The following is a 23,321-nucleotide window of genomic DNA, read 5'->3' as shown; positions in this document are numbered from 1 at the left end:
TTTCAGATAATGCATAAATAGAACACATTTATAACTTTAAGGGCTATAAATCTTCCCTAATTTTACAAAATGGATGGATTTGAAAAAAAACACGGCTTTAAATGTATATTTCGACGGCATCTTTTATATATTTGCATTCTATGAAATATTATTTTGACAGATGTTGAAAATAAAAATGATAATTGTTCATTTTATTAATGACATCTATTATATTTTCTTTTTATAACTATCAAAAGAATATTTCATAAGGTACTTTTCCCGAAAAATAAGGGTCGAATTTTAAAAAGATAGGTATGAGTATAAAAATCGGTTGGTATAAAACTCCTGTTCCGGACGGAAAGGAAGATAAAGGCTTGTTGCATGCGCGTGTGGTTCCGCAAGGGACAGTAAATATGGAGATGATGTGTAAGTTCATATCTTCATCCAGCAGTTTTTCGTCGGCGGATGTAAAAGGTATTTTGGAAGCCTTAAATTTTTGGGTAGGACTTCAGTTGGAAGAAGGAAAAATTGTCGACCTGGAAGGGCTGGGGCATTTTTCCCCGACATTGAAAACTACAGTTGTGCGCGATGATAAAGGCAGGGAAAAACTGGAAGCACGTGTCGACGGAGTGGCATTCAGATGTGCTACATCCTTAAAAAAACAGGTAAGGGAGGCAGACCTTGAAGTTGCCAAACGGGAAAAGAAAGAAGTTCCGGACCTGTTGGCCCGTAAAAAGAATATCCGTGAGTATGTACGTAAACATTTAAGTATTAATAGCACAATCTGCATGAAGCTAAATAATTGCAGCCGTTACCTTGCCTTGAAAGACCTTCAGGAGCTGGTGAAGGATGGCAAATTAGTGGAGACAGGCAACGGAAAACAAACGATGTATATCCGTCCTTATTAATTTACTTCGCTTTTTGCAGCTGTTTTTTCCGTAACAGCGGGTTGATGTTCCCCTTGGCGAAATTTAACGGATTGGCTGTTGGGTGATTTTACCGTTTCTGCAATTTCGTGCGGATTGATGGTTACTTTTCCTGATACTAATTGAGGCAGATTATAGGCCTTAAATAAATATTGATAAAAGTCCGGATGCTTTTGAGGGAGAATAAAAGGTTTACCTATTTCTCCCTTTTCATTGATATAGGCGATATAAGGGCGGTTATATACACCATCCAGCCTGCGGCTGCTGAATATGATCCATCGGCTGTTGGAGGACCAACTGGTATAACTTTCGGATTGATCCGTATTTAATGCTTCTGCCAAACGCAACTCCTTTGAATGAGTATCATATAAGAAAAGGTCGGAATTTTTATCCCAACTCAGGAAGCAACCACTGGAAGCCACGCTGCAAAGGATATATTGCCCGTTAGGGGATATGCTGGGTAATGATACTCCTTTCCCTTTTTGTGTCAGATTGACGAGTGTGTCAACTTGTGGGGAAAAAGTCCGGTTGTCAGCATCAAAACCTATACTGCACAATTGATATTTTACTTGCTCGAAGTTTTGGGGTAAACTATCTACGCGCGGACATGAACAAAAATAGAGTGTTTTTCCATCGGGTGAGAAGACCGGGAAGTTTTCCAACTGGTCTTTGGCTGATAGCAAAGGACTGGTATAAACTTCGTTCTTATCGATGTTGTATAAAACGATATCCGAATATAAGTCGTATACTTCTATTAATTTGTCATTTGCTTCAAAAAAAGACATTTGGGTATTATTTGTGGAAAATGCGATATCATTTCCAGACGGATGCCAATATGGATAAACGAAGTTTGAAATGGTATATTGGGTCTGAGTATCCAACTTTGTGATTTTTCCATCTTTGATTAAGAGGGTTCCGGGATTTGTTTTGCGCATATGCAAGACCATTTGATGAGGATCTCTTTGGTTGAAAGAATGACAGTTCATACAGTTGTGCCCTGTTTTATCATTAGAGATAATTTCTGTTTCAGAAAAGGAAGACAGGTTCCGTTGATAAATCCCCATTTGATTCCAGTTGGCATAAGTCGGTTCAATCAGGCGGTATACCAAATAATTGTCGATAGAGTCAGTTGGGACATACCAATGGAAGGATTTGTATTTTAGCCAATGGCCATTTTCCCGGTTATAAACAGATACGGTAATAGAGTCTCCTTTTGCAGCTCCCAAGAGCTGTTTCCATTTTTTTTCAGGTATATCGATATAATCAGATCCGGATATCGTGAATTGATAGCCTTTGGTCGAGAATACAACATGGTTGTTTCCTTCCGGCAGTATTCGGAAATTAAGGGGAGCAATATTGACAGGGATAGTCGCTTCCATATAATCGGGGTAGATAGAGGGTAATTCATTTTGCTGGATAGCTCCGGAAGGTGCCTGGTTGCATCCGCTGGATAGAATAGCTCCTAAAAACAGTATTAAAATCCATTTGCCGGTATGTATGATGTGTCTCATTATATTATTATTTGTTAGAAGTCATTTTTATGTTGCATATAGAACCAGTAGGAATGTCCGAAAGTCTTTTTCAGTTCTTCCTTTATTTTTTGTTCGGATTGTCCGGATTGGTTGATTTGCAGATATTTGTAGAAGTCTGTTACTACGGCCTGCTGTATCCCCCACTTTTTTATTAATGTGTTGTCGCCGAGCATATAGGCATACATTAGTAAAAACTCCTGATATAAACGGGGTATATCATTGCCAATGCTATATGGTAATCCGGCTATGCAATGCAGGAAATTTTTATAGTCATTGGCCAATATATATTTGGCTAATAAAAAGTCGAAGACTTTCCGGTTGTAAGGGTCTTCCTTATGTTTGCAAGTTACATTATAAAGCATTTCTTTGGCAAGGAAAGAATCATTTTCCGTATACCGGTCAATTTTTGATTGTATCTCTTGCCGATAGTTGCTGCCCTGTATCGCCTGTTCCATTTTTTCAGCTTGTTCCCTATAAAATAAGGTCTGTTTCAAAACTTGTACATATTTCATGCCGGCCTTGGCATTTCCACGGACAGTTTCCAATTCAGCCAGTCGCAGGTAGATGAAAGGAGAGGCAGATAATGGGGATTGTGTATTTGCCATAAACAGATAAGCGCGTGCGGCGTTATACATGTCTAAATGGTAGTAGGATTCACCTGTAAGGAACATCGGGAGATAACTGGATGTCCAAAATTCGTTGACTTCCGGACGTTGGGAGAAGTTCATCATTTTGTCCGGTAATAATCCTTGGTTTAGTAAAGCTATATTTACATAAGATACAAATACCTGATTATGAAACGGTTGTTTTTCTGCTATTTGTACTATTTGTTGCCAATCTTGCTTTTTCAGAAGATGGTCCAGCCTGTAGATGGTTTCTTCCCGCTGGTTTTTATTATATTGTAAAGCTACGATTGTGCCGATGAAAATACCAATAAAGAGAAGGCTTCCGGTCTTTTCCGGGTATTTTATACCGGAAAGGAGTTTTCCGGTACTTTTAGTTAATAAAAGGAGTATTGCAGGAGTGAAAAGGAGCCACCAAAGTAAGTCCGGAATCGTATTCCCTTTATAAAAAGCTGTACCAATCCATGTATGATTCCAGGGTAATGGGATGAAATACTGTCGGACAACCAATGGAAGCACGAGAGAAAAAAGGAGAAGCACGGATATATATGGAATGTTTTTCTTTTCTTGTAGCAAATGACCCGCCAATAGTAGGAGAGTATAGGTTATCAATCCTCCACCGGTAATGGCGTACAGGATTGGCATAAAAAACAATGTTATCAGGTACTTATACCATTTATCCGGCAATAAGGCCGTCAACCAAACAAATAACATGGCTATTATTGTGGCAAGTAACCCTCCGGCCTGTGCATTTATATCCATAAAAAACAGTGTGAAGAGTGCAGGTAGAATCAAGCTAAACACAGTTCCGTTTTTTATGTGCCATGCTATCTCTATTTTTTTTTGAAGAAAGAATAAAAGAAATAGCAAAGAGGCGATGATTAAACCTGCCGCATGGTTGAATATATAAAACTGTGTAATAAAGGAACCAATGTAGTTGGCCAGTCCTCCCAGTCTTTCTATCAGAGTGAGGAAATAAAAGTTTGTAAACTGGAATATTTGTAATTGCTCAGTGTATAACAGATGGTAGTTATAAAAAAAGCAGAGGAAAATAGCAATATACAGGAAGAATGCTGCATATCCGTATTTCAGGAATACTGATTGTATAGGATGTCTTTTGTTTACCATGGATTCTCGAAGTCTTTTGCAGTAAACCGTTTATTACGTTCTGTGAATGATGTGGCGTTGTCTTTTTCCCTGCTGGCTGTAAACAAACGGTATAGTAATGCCACAGGGGTTAGGAGCAGGAAATAGACCGTGCCTAATATGAGTGGTGAGCAAATCCGGTTTAGTAACATTCCGAATTTACTCCATATGGAAAGGAACTGTTGAGCTATTTGTCGGATAACAGGCATATTTGTTCGTTTTAAAATAACGCATAAATGAAAGGAGCCAGAACCGTATTACCGGTAGCCAGTAGTAACATACCTATTAGCAATAGAAAAATAATCAATGGCATTAGCCACCATTTTTTTCTTTCCCGGAAAAACATGAATAAGTCTTTTATAAATTCCATATTATCTTTTGTATTGTGTTTTATCGAAAATCGTATTACCTATCACTAAATAATTCATATCTGTCGCGATGAAGCAATCGAGCGCATCTTCAGGGGTACAGACTATCGGTTCTCCTCTTACATTGAAGCTGGTATTGATTAGCATGGGACATCCTGTTTGTTGTTTAAACGTTGTCAGAAGAGACCAGAATAACGGATTCGTTTTACGGTCGACGGTCTGTAAACGCGAAGAAAAATCAACGTGTGTAATCGATGGAAAATCCGATTTGGGAACACTAAGTTTTTCCATAACGGATAATTGGGTATAATTGTCCGGAAGTGTTTTTTTATAATTGCCTTTAATATCCGTGGTGAGCAGCATATAATCCGATTCCGTAGGACTATCGAAATACAATGCCGCATCTTCTTTACATATGGCTGGGGCAAAAGGCCGAAAACTTTCCCTGAATTTAATCTTTACATTCACTTGTTGTTGCATCTCCGGATAACGTGGGTCTGCTAATATACTGCGGTTTCCTAAAGCTCTCGGACCAAATTCCATTCTCCCCTGAAACCAACCGATACAGTTTCCTTCTGATAGTCTTTTAGCTGTATAGTTACAGAGCAGTTCACTATTCTCGAAGGTCTGGAACGGTATATTTTTATCTTTTGCTATCCGGTGTACTTCTTCGTCTGTGTATTCCGGTCCTAAAAGGGCTCCTTGCATAGAGTCGAATGCCGGATTTTTTCGTTCGTTCCCAGCATAAATATAATAAGCGGCTAAGGCTGCCCCTAAAGCCCCTCCGGCATCTCCCGCGGCCGGTTGGATAAATAGGTTGTCGAATAATCCGGATTTGACTATTTTGCTATTAGCAACACAGTTCAGGGCAACTCCACCGGCGAGGCACAGGGATGAATATGGGGTTTGTTTGCGGGCTTCAGCTGTTAGTTTTAACAGGATTTCTTCCGTTATCATCTGAACTGCACATGCCAAGCTGCAATGGTTCGCTCCTAAAGCTGTTTCTGGTTCCCGGCGTGGAAAACCGAACAATTTTTCCCATTTTTTATTTTGCACCATTGTCAACCCTTTCTGGTAATTGAAAAATTTCAGATTCAGGGTAATGGAACCATCCGGATGAATGGAAAGTAATCGGTCTTTTATCAACCGGACAAAATGGAGTGTCGTTTCTGACTGCCGGTCTCCGTAAGGAGCTAACCCCATTAATTTATATTCTCCGGAGTTTACCCGGAATCCGAGATAATAGGTAAAAGCAGAATAGAACAGGCCGACAGAGTCAGGGAAATGCATTTCTTTAATAATCCGGATTGTATTTTCATATCCGGCGGCAAGAGATAAAGTAGCCCATTCTCCAACACCGTCAATTGTCAGGATAGCCGCTTCTTTGTATGGAGATGCAAAAAAAGCGGACGCAGCATGTGCTAAATGATGTTCCGTAAAAAGCAGTCTGGTCTGTTGTTCATTGTAATCTCCCTGCTTATGCAATTCTTTCCTTAACATCCTCTTGAAAAACATTTTTTCTTTAATCCAGACAGGGATACCTTTCAAGAAGGGCAGGACGCCTTTTGGGGCATGCCGGTAGAAGGTTTCCAATATACGTTCAAACTTAAGGAATGGTTTGTCGTAAAATACAATAATATCAATGGATGATAGCGGAATGGAAGCTGCTTCCAAACAATAACGAATTGCCTGGCAAGGAAAAGATGCGTCATTTTTCTTTCTGGAAAAACGCTCTTCTTGTGCTGCAGCTATGATTGTTCCGTTTTTTATCAAAGCGGCAGCCGAATCGTGGTAATATGCTGATATCCCTAATATAAACATCTTGTTTCCTTATGATTGTCTTACTTCTTGCAATATTTTGTTTCGATATAGTTCTGCTGCTTCCGTGTTGCCGATTCGCGTGTAAATCTGTTCGATTTTCCGGTAGATATCCGCAGATGGCATCTCTTTCAATTGCTTTTTATATTGGATAATTGCAGAGCAATATGCTTGTAGTTTTCTGAAGTTCATCGTTGTTTCATTATGAGAAATAGCATATTCCATGTATTGCAGGGCTATTTCCGGTTTGTCGAGACGGAGAGCTGTGGATATAATTTCTTTAGCTCCGGAGAAACTTTTCTGCAGGAAGAAACTTTTCTGATAATAGGCTAATGCGTCTTCGTATTTATGTATGATTGTGCATAGATCGCCGGCTGAGGTTTGAAACTGTGTGTCATATTCATTATCTAACATGCGAACTTTCATTATGTCCAGGGCTAATGGATAATTTTTGACAGATAGAGCATATTGATAAAGAGCGTCCATCGATTTATACCAGTTTTTTTCTTTAGCATACTGCATAGACAGTTTTTCAACAGGTGTTTCAATTTTAAACGTATCTATTCCTTTCTCATAAAAGGGAAATCCTTGTTTTAAACGGGCACAAGAATAAACACCGACCAATGAATCGAATGCTAAAGCGGGGAAGGAGGTTAAACTACTATCCGATATAGTGTAACTATTCATATTTCCAGAACGGAAAAAACCTGATACTTCCATTTCTTTTAAAAAGCTTTTAGCGATTAACCGGTGTCCTTCTATTGTTGGATGTACATGTTCCAATAGTAACTTATATCCGGGAATACCGTCTGTTGATGCATGTTGGAAATCAGTTTCCGAATTTACCTGATAGACATTATTGAACTGCCGGGATAATGATTCCACTACTTCATTGATTTCATCAGGAGCCCGAAACCTTAATCCGTCCTTTTGTTTGGCCTCGTTAAAGCGGGTTAGGGCTTGTTCTTTTTCTCCCAAGGCCAGTTTTACCTTTCCCCATAAATAGGCACAATCGGCGTTAGCAGGATCTTGGTCATAAAGACCTGCTAAGATTGAGTCGGCTGTTTTTGTTTGTCCGGAACTCAGTTTGGTACTGGCAAGCTCCAACTGTTTATAAAAAGAAAGAGAATCTGTTTTTTCTGATAACAAACTTCTGAATGGATATTGGTCTTTCAGGTTGGTTGCAACCGTAGACCAGAAGACGGGGATGTTATTTTTTTTTAAGATAGTTAACAGGTCTTGCATGTTTCTCTCAAATTGATAAATGCCTTTATAGAAGGTAGAACTTTGGTATTTTATGAGTTGGTCTTTTACCACATATTTCATTAAATTATCCGTCTTATTATCCGCTGATTTTTTGAAGGTATTACTCAAGTTTTCCAATAATTGTACGAGTTTAGTCTGCCGTAAGCGAATAATTGTACGTACTATCGCTGTATTTTTCCCAAATGTATTGGTTGAACTGACACCCAGGGCTCCATAATATTCATTGTGTCCTCCGTAAATGAGGATTGCATCCGGTTCGTATGCTGCCAGTCCTTTCCCAAAATCGTAGAAGGTGTATGAGTTGATGGCTGTTAAGGATAAGTTTATTATTTCTATATTCTTCTGCGGATTGTTTTTTTGCAATTCATATTTCAGCATTCGTTGAAAAGAGATATTGTTCGGATAGGGAAAACCGAGTGCGGCAGATTCTCCCAATACAAACATGCGAATTGTATTTATGTCTTTTTTCTTTTTGAAAAACTCTATGTTGCCAGTGGTTGCTTGAGAGCTTGTGAAATAACGCTTGCTTATATTTTTGTTTATATAGAGATACTTTCCATCCGGTGTTGTTAGGAAAATATCATCCAGATTAGTACCGTAATGTATATAACGTAGCCCTGCTTCGATGAGAAGTAAGAGAACAAAAGGAAGTAATAAGCTGAATAGTAACCAGTATAGAGTTTTTATTCTGTTCATTGTGTTTATCCGGTAAATTGTGATGACTGAGTTCTCCTTGAACTATAACCGTTCATTCTTGGATAAGCATAATATCTCGGCTTTGTTCCTGTATGAACAGCGCGAGGACCTGGATGATTACATTTCAGCTTACCGTCAATTTGCGATTGATGCTTTGGACCAGATTAATGCCGGTATGGACAAGAACAAGACAAATAACGGGGTGGAAAGTGAACTTGCGAATGTTTCTTTCGTCGGACGTATCAATTACGACTACATGAGTAAATATTTGTTTGAGTTTGCATTCAGGGAAGACGGTTCAGCCAAATTTCATAAAAATAACCGTTGGGGATTCTTCCCAAGTGTATCTGTTGGTTGGCGTATTTCAGAAGAAGCTTTTGTAAAAAACAATACTTCCATATTCGATAATTTGAAGTTGCGTGCATCGTATGGTGTGATGGGGGACGACCAGGCTTTGGATAAAGATGGTAATCCGACAGTTAAGCCTTTCCAGTATCTTACAGGATATAATTATCCGGGAGGAACCAATTATATTTTTGGAAGTGATGTTATAAACAGTGTGATTACTAAAGGGTTGGCAAACCTGGATTATACCTGGCTTACTTCTAAAATTGTGAATGTGGGTATTGATGCTTCTTTATGGAACCGTATGTTGGAAGTCAACTTTGATGTATTTTATCGTAAAAGAGACGGGTTGATTGCTTATCGTTCAGGTTCTTTGCCTAATACTTTTGGAGCTTCTTTTCCACAGGAAAACTTGAATAGCGATGATTATCGCGGTTTTGAGTTGGTATTAGGGCATACTAATAAAGTCGGAGACTGGACTTATTCCGTAAAAGGAAACATGTCGTTCACTCGTGTAAAAGACCGTCATGTGGAGCAGGCTGATCCTATTAATTCTTATACGAATTGGAGAAATAATAAAACTGATAGATGGCAGAATATGGAATTCGGCTACAAATGCGTCGGTCAGTTCCAGAATCAAAATGAAATCAATACTTGGGCTGTTCAGGATGGAGCCGGTAACACAACACTTATGCCTGGCGATTTGATGTATGATGATTTCAATGGAGATGGTGTTATCAATGAATATGACCTTCAGCCGATTAGCCGTAGTAATACTCCGGAAATTTATTTTGGATTGGATCTGTCTGCTTCATGGAAAGGCTTTGACCTGTCTGTCTTAATGCAAGGTGCAGCCAATTACAATACGTATATGACAGGTATTATGGGAGCTGCTTTGTTTAATGGTTCCAGTGCTTTGGAATGCTTTATGGACAGATGGCATCGTTCGGACCCTTACAATCCTGATTCTGAGTGGATTCCAGGAAAATATCCATCAACTTATAACTCTGGGAAAACTTCTAATAACAGAATGTCCTCGTTCAATAGTATTAGTTCTTACTACTTGCGTGTAAAGAACTTGGAATTTGGATACACGTTCCCTAATAAATGGATGAGTAAAGTAGGCATCAGCAACTTACGGTTATATGTATCTGGTAATAACTTGCTGACTTTCGATAATCTGCCTTTTGGCGATCCGGAAGCTCCAAGTAGTGACCGTATCCTCTATCCGCAGTTGAGAATCTGGAATATAGGTGTTAATGTTTCTTTTTAATTGATTGAATATGAAAGGTTTAAAATCTTTAATAATAATAGCTGTTAGCGGATTATTAGCTTTTTCGTCCTGCATCAACGATTTTCTGGATAGAAAGCCATTGGATGTTATATCCGATGATGATGTGTGGGCAAATGAAAGTGCCATCCAGGCTTATATGGCAGGGATGTATGAAAAAATGTTTGTGGAACCTCATGGATGGTTGCTAAACTGGGGTACTTTAGGTCATTATACAGATGAATCTATGCGTAGTTATTCATGGGGGCATCCTTATACTCCAACTTTTCCGGATAGTTTTATGAGTGATTTTGATGGCTCCGGAGATTTTTGGTCAACCAGTTATAAAAACATACGCATTGTAAATGAATTTTTCCAGAAACTACCGACTTCCAGTGTATCGGAAGATTTAAAAAAGCGTTATGAAGCGGAAGCTCATTTTATTCGTGCTTTTTATTATTTCGGTCTGGCTAAACGTTTCGGAGGTGTTCCTTTGTTAAAAGAAGTTCAGGAATATTCCGGTGGTAATATTGAAGAGCTGAAAATTCCGAGAAATACAGAAGAAGAAACCTGGAATTTTATCGGTGACGAATGTGATTTAGCGATGAAAGATCTACCGGAGAGCTACCCGGCTACCGATCAGTTTCGTGCAACAAAATATGCTGCTGCCGCACTGAAATCACGTGCCATGTTGTATGCCGGTTCTATCAGTAAATATGGTAGTGTCCAGTTGAATGGTTTAGTGGGCATTTCTGCAGATAAAGCTGATGATTTCTTTGAAAAATCATTTGCTGCATCGGAAATTATTATCGGCTCAAAGAAGTTTGATTTATATGAAAAAAATGACGACAAAGCTACGAATTATCAAAACTTGTTCCTTGATAAAACATTACATGAAGAGGCTATTTATGTAAAAGCATATTCCGTACCGGATAAAGGACATAATTTTGATTATGCTATGGCTGCTCCTTCTTTCAAGATAGACTGGGGTACTAACACAAGTCCGACATTGGAATTGGTAGAAGCTTACGAATATGTAGACGGAACTCCTGGTACGTTGAAAACAGAAAATAATGGTAAAGCTATTTATTATGATAATGCAGACGATATCTTTAAAAATAAAGACCCGCGTTTCTTTGCTTCTGTTTTATATCCGAATTGCCCATGGCAGAATAGTGTTGTTGAAATCAGACGTGGTATAATTAACAGTGAGGGAAAGAAAATCGAAGCTACGGCATTTGCAGATAAGTTTCCGGAGGATCCAACTCTGACCACCAGTGGCAAAGATGGTTTGGTTATGCAGGGAGACTGTAGCCGTACCGGATTCTATATTAAAAAATTTATGGACCCGGCAAATCGTGTTGAACAAGATCGCTCGGAAACGAATTTTATGGTGTTCCGCTATGCTGAAACCTTGTTGAATTATGCAGAGGCTGCTGTCGAATTAGGGAAAGCAGATTTAGCTTTACCTAAAATAAATGATGTTCGTAAACGTGCCGGAATCAAGCAAAAATCGGCTGTTACACTTGAGGATGTGCGGCATGAACGCCAGGTTGAGCTAGCATTTGAAAATTTGAGGTTCTGGGACCTGATACGTTGGAGAACTGCAACCAAAGTAATGAATAACACAACTTTCTCGGCTTTGATTCCCTGGTTGGACTATAAGACTAAGAAATATACTTTTGATAAAGGTCCAAATACGTTGCAATTGCCGAAAACATTCCTTGATAAAAACTATTATCAACCGATACCGGAGGTTAACAAGAACGACTTATTGATTCAAAACCCAGGTTTCTAATTGTTTAAAAAGAAATATATGCGAAAAATATTATTTTTAACCGTCGCCCTTTGCGGATTGGTGGGATTCCAGGCTTGTAGTTTGGATAATTATGATAAACCGTCCGCCTCTTTAACAGGGGCTTTAGTGGATTCGGAAACAAATGAGAATATGCCTTGCCAATATCAAAATGGTTCCAGAATCCGTGTCTATGAATTTTATAATGGACAATGGTCAAATCAACCAAATGATTTTTACACGAAGCAGGATGGTACGTTTACTAATAATGCTATCTTCCCCGGTAAATATCAGATTGTTGCAGAAGGACCGTTTGAAACACTGGATAAAGTAGAAGTGGAAATTTCCGGTACAACTGCATTGGAATTAAAAGTTATTCCTTTCCTTCGTATTTCAGCGAATGCAACTGCTATGGGAACATCTGTGAAAATGACTGCAAATATTGCACAATCAGCAGGTAAGCATGCTATTAAAGCAGTTGAATTCTACTGTGGAAAAACACCCTATGTAGATAAGAATACAAATGATAAAAAGGAGGAAATTGATTTGTCTGGAATGACTGATGAGCAGATTATTGCATCAACATTGCAGGCTGAATTTACTGAATTAAAGAGTGGGAGTACTTTGTATTTCAGAGTAGGCGCTTTAGGTAATAATCCGGGAAACTATTATAATTACAGTAAAGTAATTGAAGTAACAATTCCTTGATTTGTTTTTTTGAGAGGGGGGATTTATATTCTCCCTCTTCGAATCATATTATTTTGTACTTTTGTTGACTGAGTTCAAGGAGAACTGAAGTAAGTTTTGTTCGCTTGTGTAGTCTTTGCGATACAAATTGGATGGTGAATTTCCTGTAAATACTTTTTCGTATTTGTTATTGGGTTGATCATACGAATACAAATAAAACTCTTTTGCGAAGTTTTTATATTCTTCAACTTTAGTCAGATAAGAAAACATTACTTTGGCGGATAGACCGGGTACAAACGGCATATCGTATTTCAAAGAGAATGATCCGTTAAATAATTTTTTCTTTTCTTTCCGGTATCCGGATACGTCTGCATCTGCACGTGCCAATGGATTTTGGAAGTTGGTCAAACCATAATGCTCTCCTTCTTCATCATTTGCATATGGAGAAAATGTCGGAAGCATACGAGTGATACCATGTATGATATAGGTGTCTTCGTCGAATGGTGACATTTTATTTTCAACGTGCCCGCCTAATTGTACGTCTGCAGTTAAGTATTTTGCAATTTTGGCAGAAATATTGGAACGGAAGTTATAGCGGCTGAAGTTCAGGTCTTTTGTAGAATAAATACCTTCCTGATCAAGATATCCGACAGATGCGAAATATTTGATGTCTTCACTACCACCATTGATATTGATGTTGTGTTGAGTCTGAGGAGCATTTTTGCGAGTCAGGATGTCTTTCCAGTTATAACTTCTGTAACCATCTTGTGTGCCTTCACGGAAAAGTGCCAGTTTTTCCGGTCCGTAAATAGGACTGTTGCCATGATTAATAGCATCTTCATCTACTAGTTCTGCATATTGGGCAGCATTTACAACGTCAGGATAATTTGTAAAGCTCTGAAAGCCTACAGAACCATTGTAGGTAATTTTTGCTTTTCCTGCGGAACCTTTTTTAGTGGTGATTAATACAACACCATTACCAGCCTTCACGCCATAAATTGCAGCAGCAGCATCTTTCAATACGGAAATACTTTCGATTTCGTTCGGGTCAACCTGAAATCCCGGTTGCTCAATGCCGTCTACCAGAATTAATGGTTTACCGAAACCACGAATATCTACAGAGGATTCTTGTCCCGGCATACCACCTGTGTTTTGGACACGTACACCAGGAAGGCGTCCTACCAGGGCATTACTGATATTCGCAACCGGAGCCTGTGTGATTTCGTCGGCACCAATAGCTGTAACAGCACCTGTAACAGTTACTTTCTTTTGTGTTCCGTAACCAACCACAACGACTTCTTCCAGTTTTTGAGTGTCTTCTTTTAGCGTAACTGTGATTTTAGATTTACCGGCAACATTTACTTCCATGCTGTTATAACCGATAAAAGAAATAACAAGTGTTGCATTGTTTGGAACATTTAAGCTGAATGCTCCGTCTAAGTCTGTCATAGTGCCATTTGTTGTGCCTTTTTGAACAACATTAGCACCGATGATGGGTTCGCCTGTCTCATCTAAAATAGTCCCTGTGATTTGGCGTGTCGCTTGTTGAGGCACAGGGGATGACGGCGTTTGTTCTGATACTTGTCCCAGCATTGTGCGATTTGCTGAAACTCCTGTGGGGACCGTTTGTACATCGGATGCCATAACTTGCGTCAGGCTGAAAGGAAGTAACAATGCGGTCATTTTCACAATTTTCATAGTCCTGCTCGATCTATAATTCGGGACTATTAACTGTTTCTCCATACATTAATAAATTACTAGATTACACACTGCGTTCTCTTTTTAGAGAACAATTTAAATACTGAAAGGAAATTAGGAGGAAAAGACACTTTTCACTCACTGGCTTTTTTCAACTACTGTTCATGGCTTGTCTTAAAGTTAACAAATAAATTACTCTCTTTTTGTGATATTGTGCGATTTGTTTAAAAATATCTTTGCAAAAATAAAAATATTTAGCAATATTGGCAAATAAAATGCAAATAATTGAAAAATAAAATCATCTGATATGAATTTAACTCAATTGATTTGGACTACTACCGTAAAAGAGTGGATAGTTGTTTAATAGGAAGGAAATAGAGATTTCTCTATATATTATTTCATTTCGAACCAGAACTATCAAAGAATAAATGAACACTTGTTCCCGGATTTGCGTTATATTTGCAGGCTGTAATTTGAATAGTAATATATAAATAATGAATAAAGCATTACACAGTTTTGGAGAGTACGTCATGCTGATGGGAAAATGCATCACTGTTCCTAACCGTTGGAGCATGTTCTTTAAGCAGTTGATAAAAGAGATCTATAAGCTGGGGGTAGACTCGCTTTGGATTGTGGTCATAATCTCTGTTTTTATCGGTACTGTTATTGCCATCCAGATCTCTTTGAATATCAGTTCTCCTTTGATTCCCAAATTCACAATCGGATATACTACGCGTGAAATTATTTTGTTGGAATTTTCATCTTCTATCATGTGTTTGATCCTTGCCGGAAAAGTAGGAAGTAACATTGCTTCCGAGATAGGAACGATGCGGGTAACGGAGCAGATAGATGCAATGGAGATTATGGGGGTTAACTCTGCTAACTTCCTGATTTTGCCTAAAATGGTAGGCCTGATGGTTTTTATTCCGGTGTTGGTTATTTTCAGTATGTTTACCGGTATATTAGGAGGTATCGGTGCCAGCCATTCTACAGGAACAGGTATGACACCTTATTCATTTGAGTATGGTTTGCAGTTTTATTTTAATGAGTTTTATATCTGGTACTCAATTATCAAATCGGTTGTATACGCATTTATTATTTCTTCGATTGCAGCCTATTTCGGTTATAATGTGAAAGGTGGTGCGTTGGAAGTGGGTAAAGCGAGTACGAATGCAGTCGTGATGAGCAGTATTATGATTCTGCTTGCCGACGTGATTATGACACAGTTAATGCTTACTTAAAAAATGGTAGAAGTAAAACATATAATAAAGTCTTTTGAAGGAAGAACCGTATTGAAGGATATCAGTGCTGTGTTCGAGTCCGGAAAGACAAACCTCATTATCGGGCGAAGCGGCTCGGGTAAAACGGTTTTGATTAAGAATATTATAGGTTTGATGCGTCCGGATTCCGGGGAAATACTGTATGATGGACGGGATTTGACCTCGATGGGGAAGCATGACCTGAATATATTGCGCCGGGAAATGGGTATGTTGTTCCAGGGCTCCGCGTTGTTTGACAGTATGACGGTCCTGGAAAATGTAATGTTTCCATTGGATATGTTTTCTAAAAAAACAACGAAAGAACGTTTGGCGCGTGCCCAATTCTGCCTGGAACGTGTTAATCTGGCTGAGGCAGGACATTTATTCCCTTCTGAAATTAGTGGAGGTATGATGAAACGTGCAGCAATTGCCCGGGCAATTGCTTTGAATCCGAAATATCTTTTCTGTGATGAGCCAAACTCTGGTCTGGACCCTAAAACTTCTCTTCTGATTGATGACTTGATTCATGATATTACAAGAGAGTATAATATGACCACGATTATTAATACGCATGATATGAACTCTGTGATTAATATAGGTGAGAATATTATCTTTATCAAAGAAGGTGTAAAGGAATGGCAGGGAACGAAGGATGAAGTAATCACATCTAATAATCAGGCATTGAATGACTTTATTTTTGCCTCAGACTTATTCCGTAAGGTAAAAGAAGTTGAGATGGGAGAGATGCATGATAAGAAATAGCATTTGTAGCGTGTGCCGCTTAGTCTGTAAAGGAAAAATGCTACTAAGATGAAAAAGATAAAGGTAATATCGGGCATTTGGAGTATGTTTCCCAAACCAGATTGAGAGGCAGCTATGAAATGGAAACCACCGTGCATTTTGCTCCTGTGACAAAAGAAGATGTTCACATAACTGTAACGATAACCAATGTACAGGTGCCGGAGGATGCTACAGAAGATAATTTTGATCCTGAATGGCATATGAAAAACGCTGAAAGCCGAATTGACGACCTCTCTTTTCCAAGGAAAGACCAATCGTGGAGTATATCGCCCCAACAAAAAAAGTGTGTAATTTGCTTGTTTGTATGCTTTTTGTTTTTTTCTTTTGCAAAAAGAATGAATGTTTCTTGTTTAATGTAGAACCCTTAATCTGATTTGAGTTAATTTGACTGTTAGGTTTGTTTTATAGCTTTGTTAATATTACCCGTTAATAATTTATATTACATGAATCGGATAGGTTTATGTTTAGTCTATAAATTGAAATAATTATTCGGCCCTATTTTGATCAATTTTTGTTGGATGAGTTTTGAATACACAGAATAGTTATGAAGAAAAAATATTATGAAATCATTATTTGAAAAAATAGTAAGAAGATATATAGCGAGCCTATTGTTTATAATACTGTTGAACTCTTGCCGATATTCACAAAAAGATGTAAAGGAATTTGTCTATAAGGATTTTGGAGGTTTTAATAGGATTGAGAAAGCTGCAACAGAAATAGATATTTCTGAAGCCAAGTCATTATCTTATAGAGATTATATTGATGATTTTGTAGATAGTGTTTATTTTTTACAACTATCATCAGAAGAACTGATAGGAGAAATAACAAGTCTTTGTATATTTGAAGATAGGATATTTATTTTAGATCAGTTTTTGGCAAAAAAAGTTTTTATATTTAATATGCAAGGGGGATTGATTCGCGCCATAGACAATCAAGGTGGAGGACCAAATGAATATTTGAGATTAGGCAGAATAAATGTTAATGAGGATTCTAAAGAACTTATAATAGCCGATGAAGGATATCCTAAATTTCTTCATTATAGCTTAGATGGAGAGTTGATTCGAAAAACTCAAACAGTTCCTGGATTTTTCTACTATCCAGGAATAGATGATTCTTTTTATAATTGTGTTGGGTATAAACAGATGAAAAGTGAAACAGGAGAGGAATATGCATTATTGCTATGTAAAGATACGTTTGTATTAAATGCTGGTTTTCCTTTTTATCCTACTCAGCAAGATGCTGTAACCAGTAATCCATTTAATAAAAATGCTTTAGGAGAATTACTTTATATTCCATTTTTATGTGATACGGTTTATCATTTGTTTGATAATCAGTGTTATCAGGCGAAGTATGTGATAAATCAAACAAAGAGTTTATGGAATAAAAAGAATGAATCTTTATCAAATATAGATCATGCTGATCTCATTTTCGACAATAACTACACAAGTTTGGGTAGTGAGTTTTTTGAAAATAATGACTATTGTTGCTTTTTTGTAAATTTATCTTGTAAGGGAAAAATTCTTTTACGTCCTTATTATTATAATAAGGCAGAAAAGGAAACTTTCTATTTTGATTTTGAAAAGATATTTGATAAGACACGTCCTTTTAAGAATGGACTTTATGTAATCGCAAACCCACAATGTGTATATAAAGATTATTTTGTGTCATCATTTAATCCTATGCCTGTGTTGAATGATTCTGTGCTATTTAATAAACACTATTTGGAAATAATGAATGCAGCAGATGATAATACGAATCCTGCTTTGATCTTTTATAAATTCAATGGAAAATATAAATAAAATACGATATGATTTCTAATGTCGTTTGTTCGAATAAGCCCGAATCTGATGTAGACTTCATTAAGGCTTTAGAGGAATATATTCAATACTTTAACCATAAAAGGATTAAATTCCGGTTGAAAGGAAAGAGTCCGGTCTAATGCCGAACTCTTTCAAAATGGGATTAATAATTTACTATCCAACTTTTGGGATACAGTTAATTTTGGGGTATATTATTCGGATAGAATTAATATCCGAATATTTCTTCTTTCGTCAGTTTCTGAACAGGGCCGTATTTTTGTAGTCCTTTCAGGTCAAGGTCTTTTTCGTCACCTAATACACAGTACGTATACTTACGGTCTTTTACCCATTTTTCCTGGAATGCTTTGATTTCAGGGAGAGTCAATGTTTGTGCTTGTTCAAACAGTTCTTTCCGGCTATCGGTAGACTGTCCTAAATCCTGAGAATACAAATAAGACCAGAGTACACCTGATTTTGTGATACGTTCCGTACGCAAACGAGTGATAAGTGCATCTTTTGCCAGGTTGAATGCTTTTTCCGATTCCGGCATATTGTTGATGATTTCATCAAAAGCCTTCATTGCATCAATCATTTTATCATTTTGAGTAGCAATAAATGTACGGTATACATACGGGTATTTCAGCTTGGAAGGAGTAATCAGGAATGCTCCGGCAGAGTAAGCCAAACCGCGGGCTTCACGCATTTCCTGGAATACGATGGCATTCATACCTCCACCGAAGTATTCGTTATACATATTCAATGTCGGCTGGATAGCAGGGTCGAATTTTTCTCCACGGTTGGATACTGCTGAGAAATAAATTTGTTTTGCATCATATTGAGCAAGCAATACTTTATTTTCTTTGGTTTCCTGTTGTGTAAATTCAATACCAGCCGGAACCGGATTTAATTTTTCAGGTACATTATGATACTTCTGTATGATATCCAGTAAAGCCTGTGGCTTTTCCGGGCCGTAATATAAGATTTTGTGTTCGAAGGAATTGATCTTATGAATGCGGTCTACTAACTCTTGTGGGTCCATTTGTTGTAATTCAGCGGTTGTCAATACATTTGTTGCCGGAGATTTAGGTCCCCAGATAGCGTATTGGATTAATTGATTGAAGTTCTGCCCCTGATTTAATTTAGCATCAGACCGTTTTTTCAAGATATCGCCGGCCAGATTCGTATAAGCCTCCTTATTTACTTGGGCATCGGCTAAGATTTCTTCAAACAGCGCCATTGCTTTCGGCATATTTTCTTTCAGGCCTTCCAGCATCACATAGGTACGGTCTGATCCGGGGAATACACTGAAATAACAGGCTAACCGATAAAATTCTTCATTGATTTCTTTCAGGCTTTTCTTTGAAGTACCCAAATATTTCATGTATTCGAAAGCGGTTCCCATTGCTTTGTCGTTGTTGTTGCCCATATCGAACACATACATTAGGGAGAAGATATCGTTAGACGTATTTTCTTTGTAAAGAACAGGTATATTTGATTTTGCTGTTAACTTTTGCAAATCTTTATTGTAATCAAGGAATACCGGTTCGATCGGTGCAACTTTTGCAGTCTGTATATCTTTTAAGAATGTACTCGAGCTGTCGCGGTTCATTACAATAGGAGTAATTTGTGGCTTGTCGATTTTCTTTTCGTTCGGGTCTTTACCTTCTCTTTTATAAATAAGGGCATAGTTGTCGCCGAAGTATTTATTGGCAAAATCAACAATCTGTTGTTTTGTAACTTTACTCATACGATCCAGTGATGCAACTTCATCTTTCCAGTCTACACCATCAATGAAAGAAGAAACAAACATATCGGCACGTCCTCCATTCTGGTCCAGGCGGTACATTTGTCTCAGTTTATAGTTGTTGATTGACGCTTCGAGCAGGCCTTCATCGAAGTCTCCTTTTTTCAATTTTTCTATTTCAGCCAGGAATAAGTCTTTTACTTCGTCCAGTGTTTGTCCTTGCTTCGGACGTCCGCTCATTACAAAAGCATTATAATCGGACATGCCATAAGTTCCGGCATAGCAGCTTAATACTTTCTGTTGTTGAACTAAGTCCACATCCAATAAACCGGCTTTTCCATTGTTTACAATTTCTCCGGTCAACTCTAATAAATCCTGTTCCGGTGATGCTGCGCCAGGAAAACGCCAGCCTAATGTGACATTTTCAGCATCCAGTCCTAAAACTTCTTTGACAACCGGCGCTTTGATAGGCGATTCGTGGGTAACCGGTAGTTTAGGCAGGTTCGGATTGGGTTTCATACCTCCGAAATACTTGTTGATAATTTCGATAGTTTGGTCAGGATCGAAATCTCCGGACATACAAATAGCCATGTTATTAGGTACATACCAAATATTATGATAATTTTTAATATTGGTAATGGACGGATTTTTCAGGTTTTCCTGAGTCCCTAATACGGTTTGTGTTCCATAAGGATGGTCGGGGAAGAGTGAACTTAATACAGCTTCATAAACTTTACGCCCGTCACTGGTTAATGACATATTTTTTTCTTCATATACCGTTTCCAGTTCGGTATGGAAGCCGCGGATTACGTTATTTTCGAAGCGATCGGCTTGAATCTTCGCCCAGTTTTCCACCTGATTGGATGGGATATCCTCAATGTATACGGTTTGGTCGAAACCTGTATATGCATTGGTTCCGGTAGCACCGATAGCAGACATTAATTTGTCATACTCATTCGGTATCGACAGTTTGGATGCTTCATACGAAACACTATCTATCTGGTGGTAGATTGCTTTTCGCTCTGCTTCATCTGTTGTTTTCCGGTAGACCTCAAACAGTTGTTCGATTTGATCGAGCATAGGTTTTTCCTGTTCATAATTTTGTGTTCCGAACTGTTGGGTTCCTTTGAACATCAGGTGTTCGAAGTAGTGTGCCAGACCGGTAGTTTCTGCGGGGTCGTTTTTACCTCCGACACGAACCGCAATGAATGTTTGGATACGAGGCGTTTCTTTGTTTACTGTCATATACACCTTTAGACCGTTGTCGAGTGTGTAAATGCGGGCTTTCAGAGGATCATTAGGGACCGACTCATATTTAAACTGAGAGGTCTTTGCGCAGGCAGTCGCCAGTAATAGAATGACGGCTAACTGGATAAACTGGGTAATTTTACGCATAAGTTTTAGATTTAGATAAATAATATGTGCCAAATATAGAAAAATAAAGGCTGATTCAACTATTTAAATAAAGTTTTTATTTGGTTGACAGTTAACTAATGGTTATTGGCTGTTTTGGGGCTTTCTGCAGTTTAGCAAACTGTTAGTCAATAAAAAAAGAAGGGCGTACTTCTATAAAAGTAACGCCCTTCTTAAAGTTATACTTAGATTAAAAACACATTTTATATTTATTATTATTCATTTGAATTCCAGAAAGGAGCTTGAACTAAAGTTGCATCTTTATCTATCTGATCCTGGAAGATAGGCATCCAATACTGTTTTTTCTGATAGGAGCGTAACAGGCATTTTGTGCGGACAAAGAATGAATTGCTTTTTGTTGCATCATCTGAATATTCCGTGCCGTTAAAGTTCATACCATAATCGTATCCATTCAGCAATTGTTCTCCTAATTTCCAGCGACGGATGTCATGATAACGGATTCCTTCGCAACACAGTTCTACACGGCGTTCTTTCCGGATAAGTTCCCGTACGCTGGCTTGGTCATTTTTGTACGGAATACGTTGAAAACCGTTGTTGTCGGTTCCTGTTCCATATTCAGGAATACCGGCACGTTCGCGTATCTTGTTTAAGTAAGTGATAATGTCGGAATTTCCCGGCTCACATTCGTTTAGAGCTTCTGCATAGTTTAGGTATGCTTCTCCTAAACGGTATAAGATTCCCGGACGATAAGGACGTTTTCCGTCTCTGGGGATTGATTCCAAAGAGATCTTTTTCCGGTTCAGGTAGCCGTTTTGGGGTGCATCGTGTGTCGGACCGCCGTCTGCCTGGTTTGACATCATTTCCGTTGCCCGGTTTTCTTGATGGAACCAAGCGCCATTGTATAAAACGGTTAAGTAAAAACGGGGTTCACGGTTACTGTACATATTGAATGTATTCGGAGTTGTGATTTGTCCGGGTTTTACATTCGAAAATTTGCGGCATGGGTCCCAAGCTGTTTCACGGATTTCCGGTTCGGTGGAGAACCCTTTTTCCGTATAACCGGATGCTTCATTGATAATCGGAGAACCATCACTGTTGTATCCCAAGATAGGAGAGAGGCCGTTTTTCATAAAGAAAGCGTCTACTAAACTTTGGGTGACACCGTATCCTCCGTTACCTCCGCAACCGCGAGGTGTGGAATGCCCTTCCCAGTTGCTATAGTCACAATCCGGGCGGGCGAACAGGATTTCATTATTCCCTTCGGATGTTTTCTTTAAGTGCAGGTTGTAGCAGGACATGAACGGGTCAATTTTCCCGTTGATATATTCATAATATAATCCGTGTCCTGCCGCATGTGCTTTATCTATTAACAGTTTGCAAGCATCAGCCGCTTTTTTCCATTTGGTTGCATCGTAAGAGGTATTGAAACGTTCTTTGCCATCATTGTTGACAATGCCTTTATACATTTCATTACCGTTGACCAATGGGCTTGCCGCGAATAATAGCATACGGGCACGCACCGCTAAACAAGCAATGGAGGTTGCACGTCCGAAAAAGGCTTCTTCCCATTTTGCCGGTAATTTATTAGACAAGTCCAGTAATTGCTTATCGAGCATATCTACCATATCGTCGAATGCCATCTGGCCGATGGACATTTCTTCTAATGGAGCATTAACATCTACAATATCTTCAAAATAAGGAACGGAACCATAGGCTTCTGTCATTGTCCAATAATAATAAGCTATCAGGAAACGGCATTCATTTCTCATTGTTTCGATGTCTTCTTCCGTAACTTTTTGTAACGGATTCGCATGTGCATTGTTTATTAAGATATAAGCTGCACGGATACGTTGTGGCAGATTTGCCCAGAAACCGGCATCCCAAGAAGAGTTTGTGTAAAAATTCCCTGTACGGAAATTTAATAAGGAGCCGCTCCACCATTGAACCCAACGTTGTGAAGGAGTCATGTCATCCCCTACAATTTCCCAACCTATTTTGTTGGCATATCCCCAATAAGGATCGGGAATGCTGGAGTAGATATTGGCTAACCAGTCTTCCGTACGTGTTTTATCATTAAAGACCATTTCCAGTGTCAATTGGTCATCCGGTGCGTTATCGATAAAATCGGCACAACCGTTCAATGTCAGGCATACTGCTGAAATTCCTATATATTTCAATAATTTGATTGCTTTCAT

Annotated in this window: 16 protein-coding genes and 1 pseudogene; 8 read left to right on the top strand and 9 right to left on the bottom strand. The window is 38.5% G+C overall.

Annotated features, from left to right (window positions below; genetic code table 11):
• The first annotated feature begins 293 nt into the window (after positions 1–293).
• Positions 294–887 carry an HU family DNA-binding protein gene (locus ACGE0T_RS15820; RefSeq protein ID WP_459187576.1) on the top strand — a complete coding sequence of 198 codons (594 nt, stop codon included), beginning with the start codon at positions 294–296 and terminating at the stop codon, positions 885–887.
• On the opposite strand, the gene ACGE0T_RS15815 is transcribed toward ACGE0T_RS15820, so the two are convergent.
• From ACGE0T_RS15815 to ACGE0T_RS15790, 6 genes are read right to left on the bottom strand one after another with little or no spacing between them, the layout of a single operon-like run.
• Positions 884–2,416 (bottom strand): TolB family protein, encoded by a 1,533-nt coding sequence (locus ACGE0T_RS15815; RefSeq protein WP_459187575.1) that lies wholly within the window; start codon positions 2,414–2,416, stop codon positions 884–886. The genes ACGE0T_RS15820 and ACGE0T_RS15815 overlap by 4 nt on opposite strands.
• A gap of 14 nt (positions 2,417–2,430) precedes the next feature.
• Positions 2,431–4,188 (bottom strand): DUF6057 family protein, encoded by a 1,758-nt coding sequence (locus ACGE0T_RS15810; protein ID WP_459187574.1) that lies wholly within the window; start codon positions 4,186–4,188, stop codon positions 2,431–2,433.
• Entirely contained in the window at positions 4,182–4,415 is a 234-nt protein-coding gene (locus ACGE0T_RS15805) for a hypothetical protein (protein WP_459187573.1), read from the bottom strand. Before ACGE0T_RS15805 ends, ACGE0T_RS15810 begins: the two co-directional genes overlap by 7 nt.
• 11 nt (positions 4,416–4,426) lie before the next feature.
• Positions 4,427–4,576 (bottom strand): DUF5989 family protein, encoded by a 150-nt coding sequence (locus ACGE0T_RS15800; RefSeq protein ID WP_459187572.1) that lies wholly within the window; start codon positions 4,574–4,576, stop codon positions 4,427–4,429.
• A gap of 1 nt (position 4,577) precedes the next feature.
• On the bottom strand, positions 4,578–6,395 hold the full coding sequence (locus ACGE0T_RS15795; protein WP_459187571.1) for a carbamoyltransferase family protein: 1,818 nt from the start codon (positions 6,393–6,395) through the stop codon (positions 4,578–4,580).
• Between the two features lie 9 nt (positions 6,396–6,404).
• On the bottom strand, positions 6,405–8,354 hold the full coding sequence (locus ACGE0T_RS15790) for an SGNH/GDSL hydrolase family protein (RefSeq protein ID WP_459187570.1): 1,950 nt from the start codon (positions 8,352–8,354) through the stop codon (positions 6,405–6,407).
• A 22-nt stretch (positions 8,355–8,376) separates the two neighbouring features.
• Here ACGE0T_RS15790 and ACGE0T_RS15785 point away from each other — a divergent pair, with 22 nt between their 5' ends.
• The 3 genes from ACGE0T_RS15785 to ACGE0T_RS15775 are packed head-to-tail and all read left to right on the top strand — an operon-like array spanning position 8,377 to position 12,472.
• Positions 8,377–9,972, top strand: coding sequence for a SusC/RagA family TonB-linked outer membrane protein (locus ACGE0T_RS15785; RefSeq protein WP_459187569.1), 1,596 nt, complete (start codon positions 8,377–8,379; stop codon positions 9,970–9,972).
• Positions 9,973–9,982: 10 nt separating this feature from the next.
• A complete protein-coding gene (locus ACGE0T_RS15780; protein ID WP_459187568.1) occupies positions 9,983–11,767 on the top strand; it encodes a RagB/SusD family nutrient uptake outer membrane protein in 1,785 nt (594 codons plus the stop codon).
• Positions 11,768–11,785: 18 nt separating this feature from the next.
• Positions 11,786–12,472 (top strand): DUF3823 domain-containing protein, encoded by a 687-nt coding sequence (locus ACGE0T_RS15775; protein ID WP_459187567.1) that lies wholly within the window; start codon positions 11,786–11,788, stop codon positions 12,470–12,472.
• Between the two features lie 48 nt (positions 12,473–12,520).
• Here ACGE0T_RS15775 and ACGE0T_RS15770 read toward each other — a convergent pair whose 3' ends face one another.
• Positions 12,521–14,149: a SusC/RagA family TonB-linked outer membrane protein gene (locus ACGE0T_RS15770; RefSeq protein ID WP_459187566.1), complete on the bottom strand. Its 1,629-nt coding sequence runs from the start codon at positions 14,147–14,149 to the stop codon at positions 12,521–12,523.
• Between the two features lie 494 nt (positions 14,150–14,643).
• On the opposite strand from ACGE0T_RS15770, the gene ACGE0T_RS15765 reads away from it, so the two are divergent.
• From ACGE0T_RS15765 to ACGE0T_RS15750, 4 genes and pseudogenes are all read left to right on the top strand, one after another.
• Complete coding sequence (locus ACGE0T_RS15765; protein WP_459187565.1) at positions 14,644–15,390, top strand: MlaE family ABC transporter permease; 747 nt, start codon at positions 14,644–14,646, stop codon at positions 15,388–15,390.
• Between the two features lie 3 nt (positions 15,391–15,393).
• Positions 15,394–16,170 (top strand): ABC transporter ATP-binding protein, encoded by a 777-nt coding sequence (locus tag ACGE0T_RS15760; RefSeq protein WP_459187564.1) that lies wholly within the window; start codon positions 15,394–15,396, stop codon positions 16,168–16,170.
• 599 nt (positions 16,171–16,769) lie between these two features.
• Positions 16,770–18,008, top strand: a complete 1,239-nt coding sequence (locus ACGE0T_RS15755; RefSeq protein WP_459187563.1) for a 6-bladed beta-propeller — start codon at positions 16,770–16,772, stop codon at positions 18,006–18,008.
• A gap of 41 nt (positions 18,009–18,049) precedes the next feature.
• Positions 18,050–18,148: pseudogene (locus tag ACGE0T_RS15750) on the top strand (IS3 family transposase); the annotation flags it as partial.
• An 86-nt stretch (positions 18,149–18,234) separates the two neighbouring features.
• Here ACGE0T_RS15750 and ACGE0T_RS15745 read toward each other — a convergent pair.
• Entirely contained in the window at positions 18,235–21,147 is a 2,913-nt protein-coding gene (locus ACGE0T_RS15745) for a M16 family metallopeptidase (protein WP_459187562.1), read from the bottom strand.
• A 233-nt stretch (positions 21,148–21,380) separates the two neighbouring features.
• Positions 21,381–23,321, bottom strand: a complete 1,941-nt coding sequence (locus tag ACGE0T_RS15740) for a RagB/SusD family nutrient uptake outer membrane protein (protein ID WP_459187561.1) — start codon at positions 23,319–23,321, stop codon at positions 21,381–21,383.

Source organism: Parabacteroides sp. APC149_11_2_Y6 (assembly GCF_054506995.1).
The sequence above is the reverse complement of the archived record's forward strand: the minus strand, read 5'-3'. Positions and strand labels throughout refer to the sequence as shown.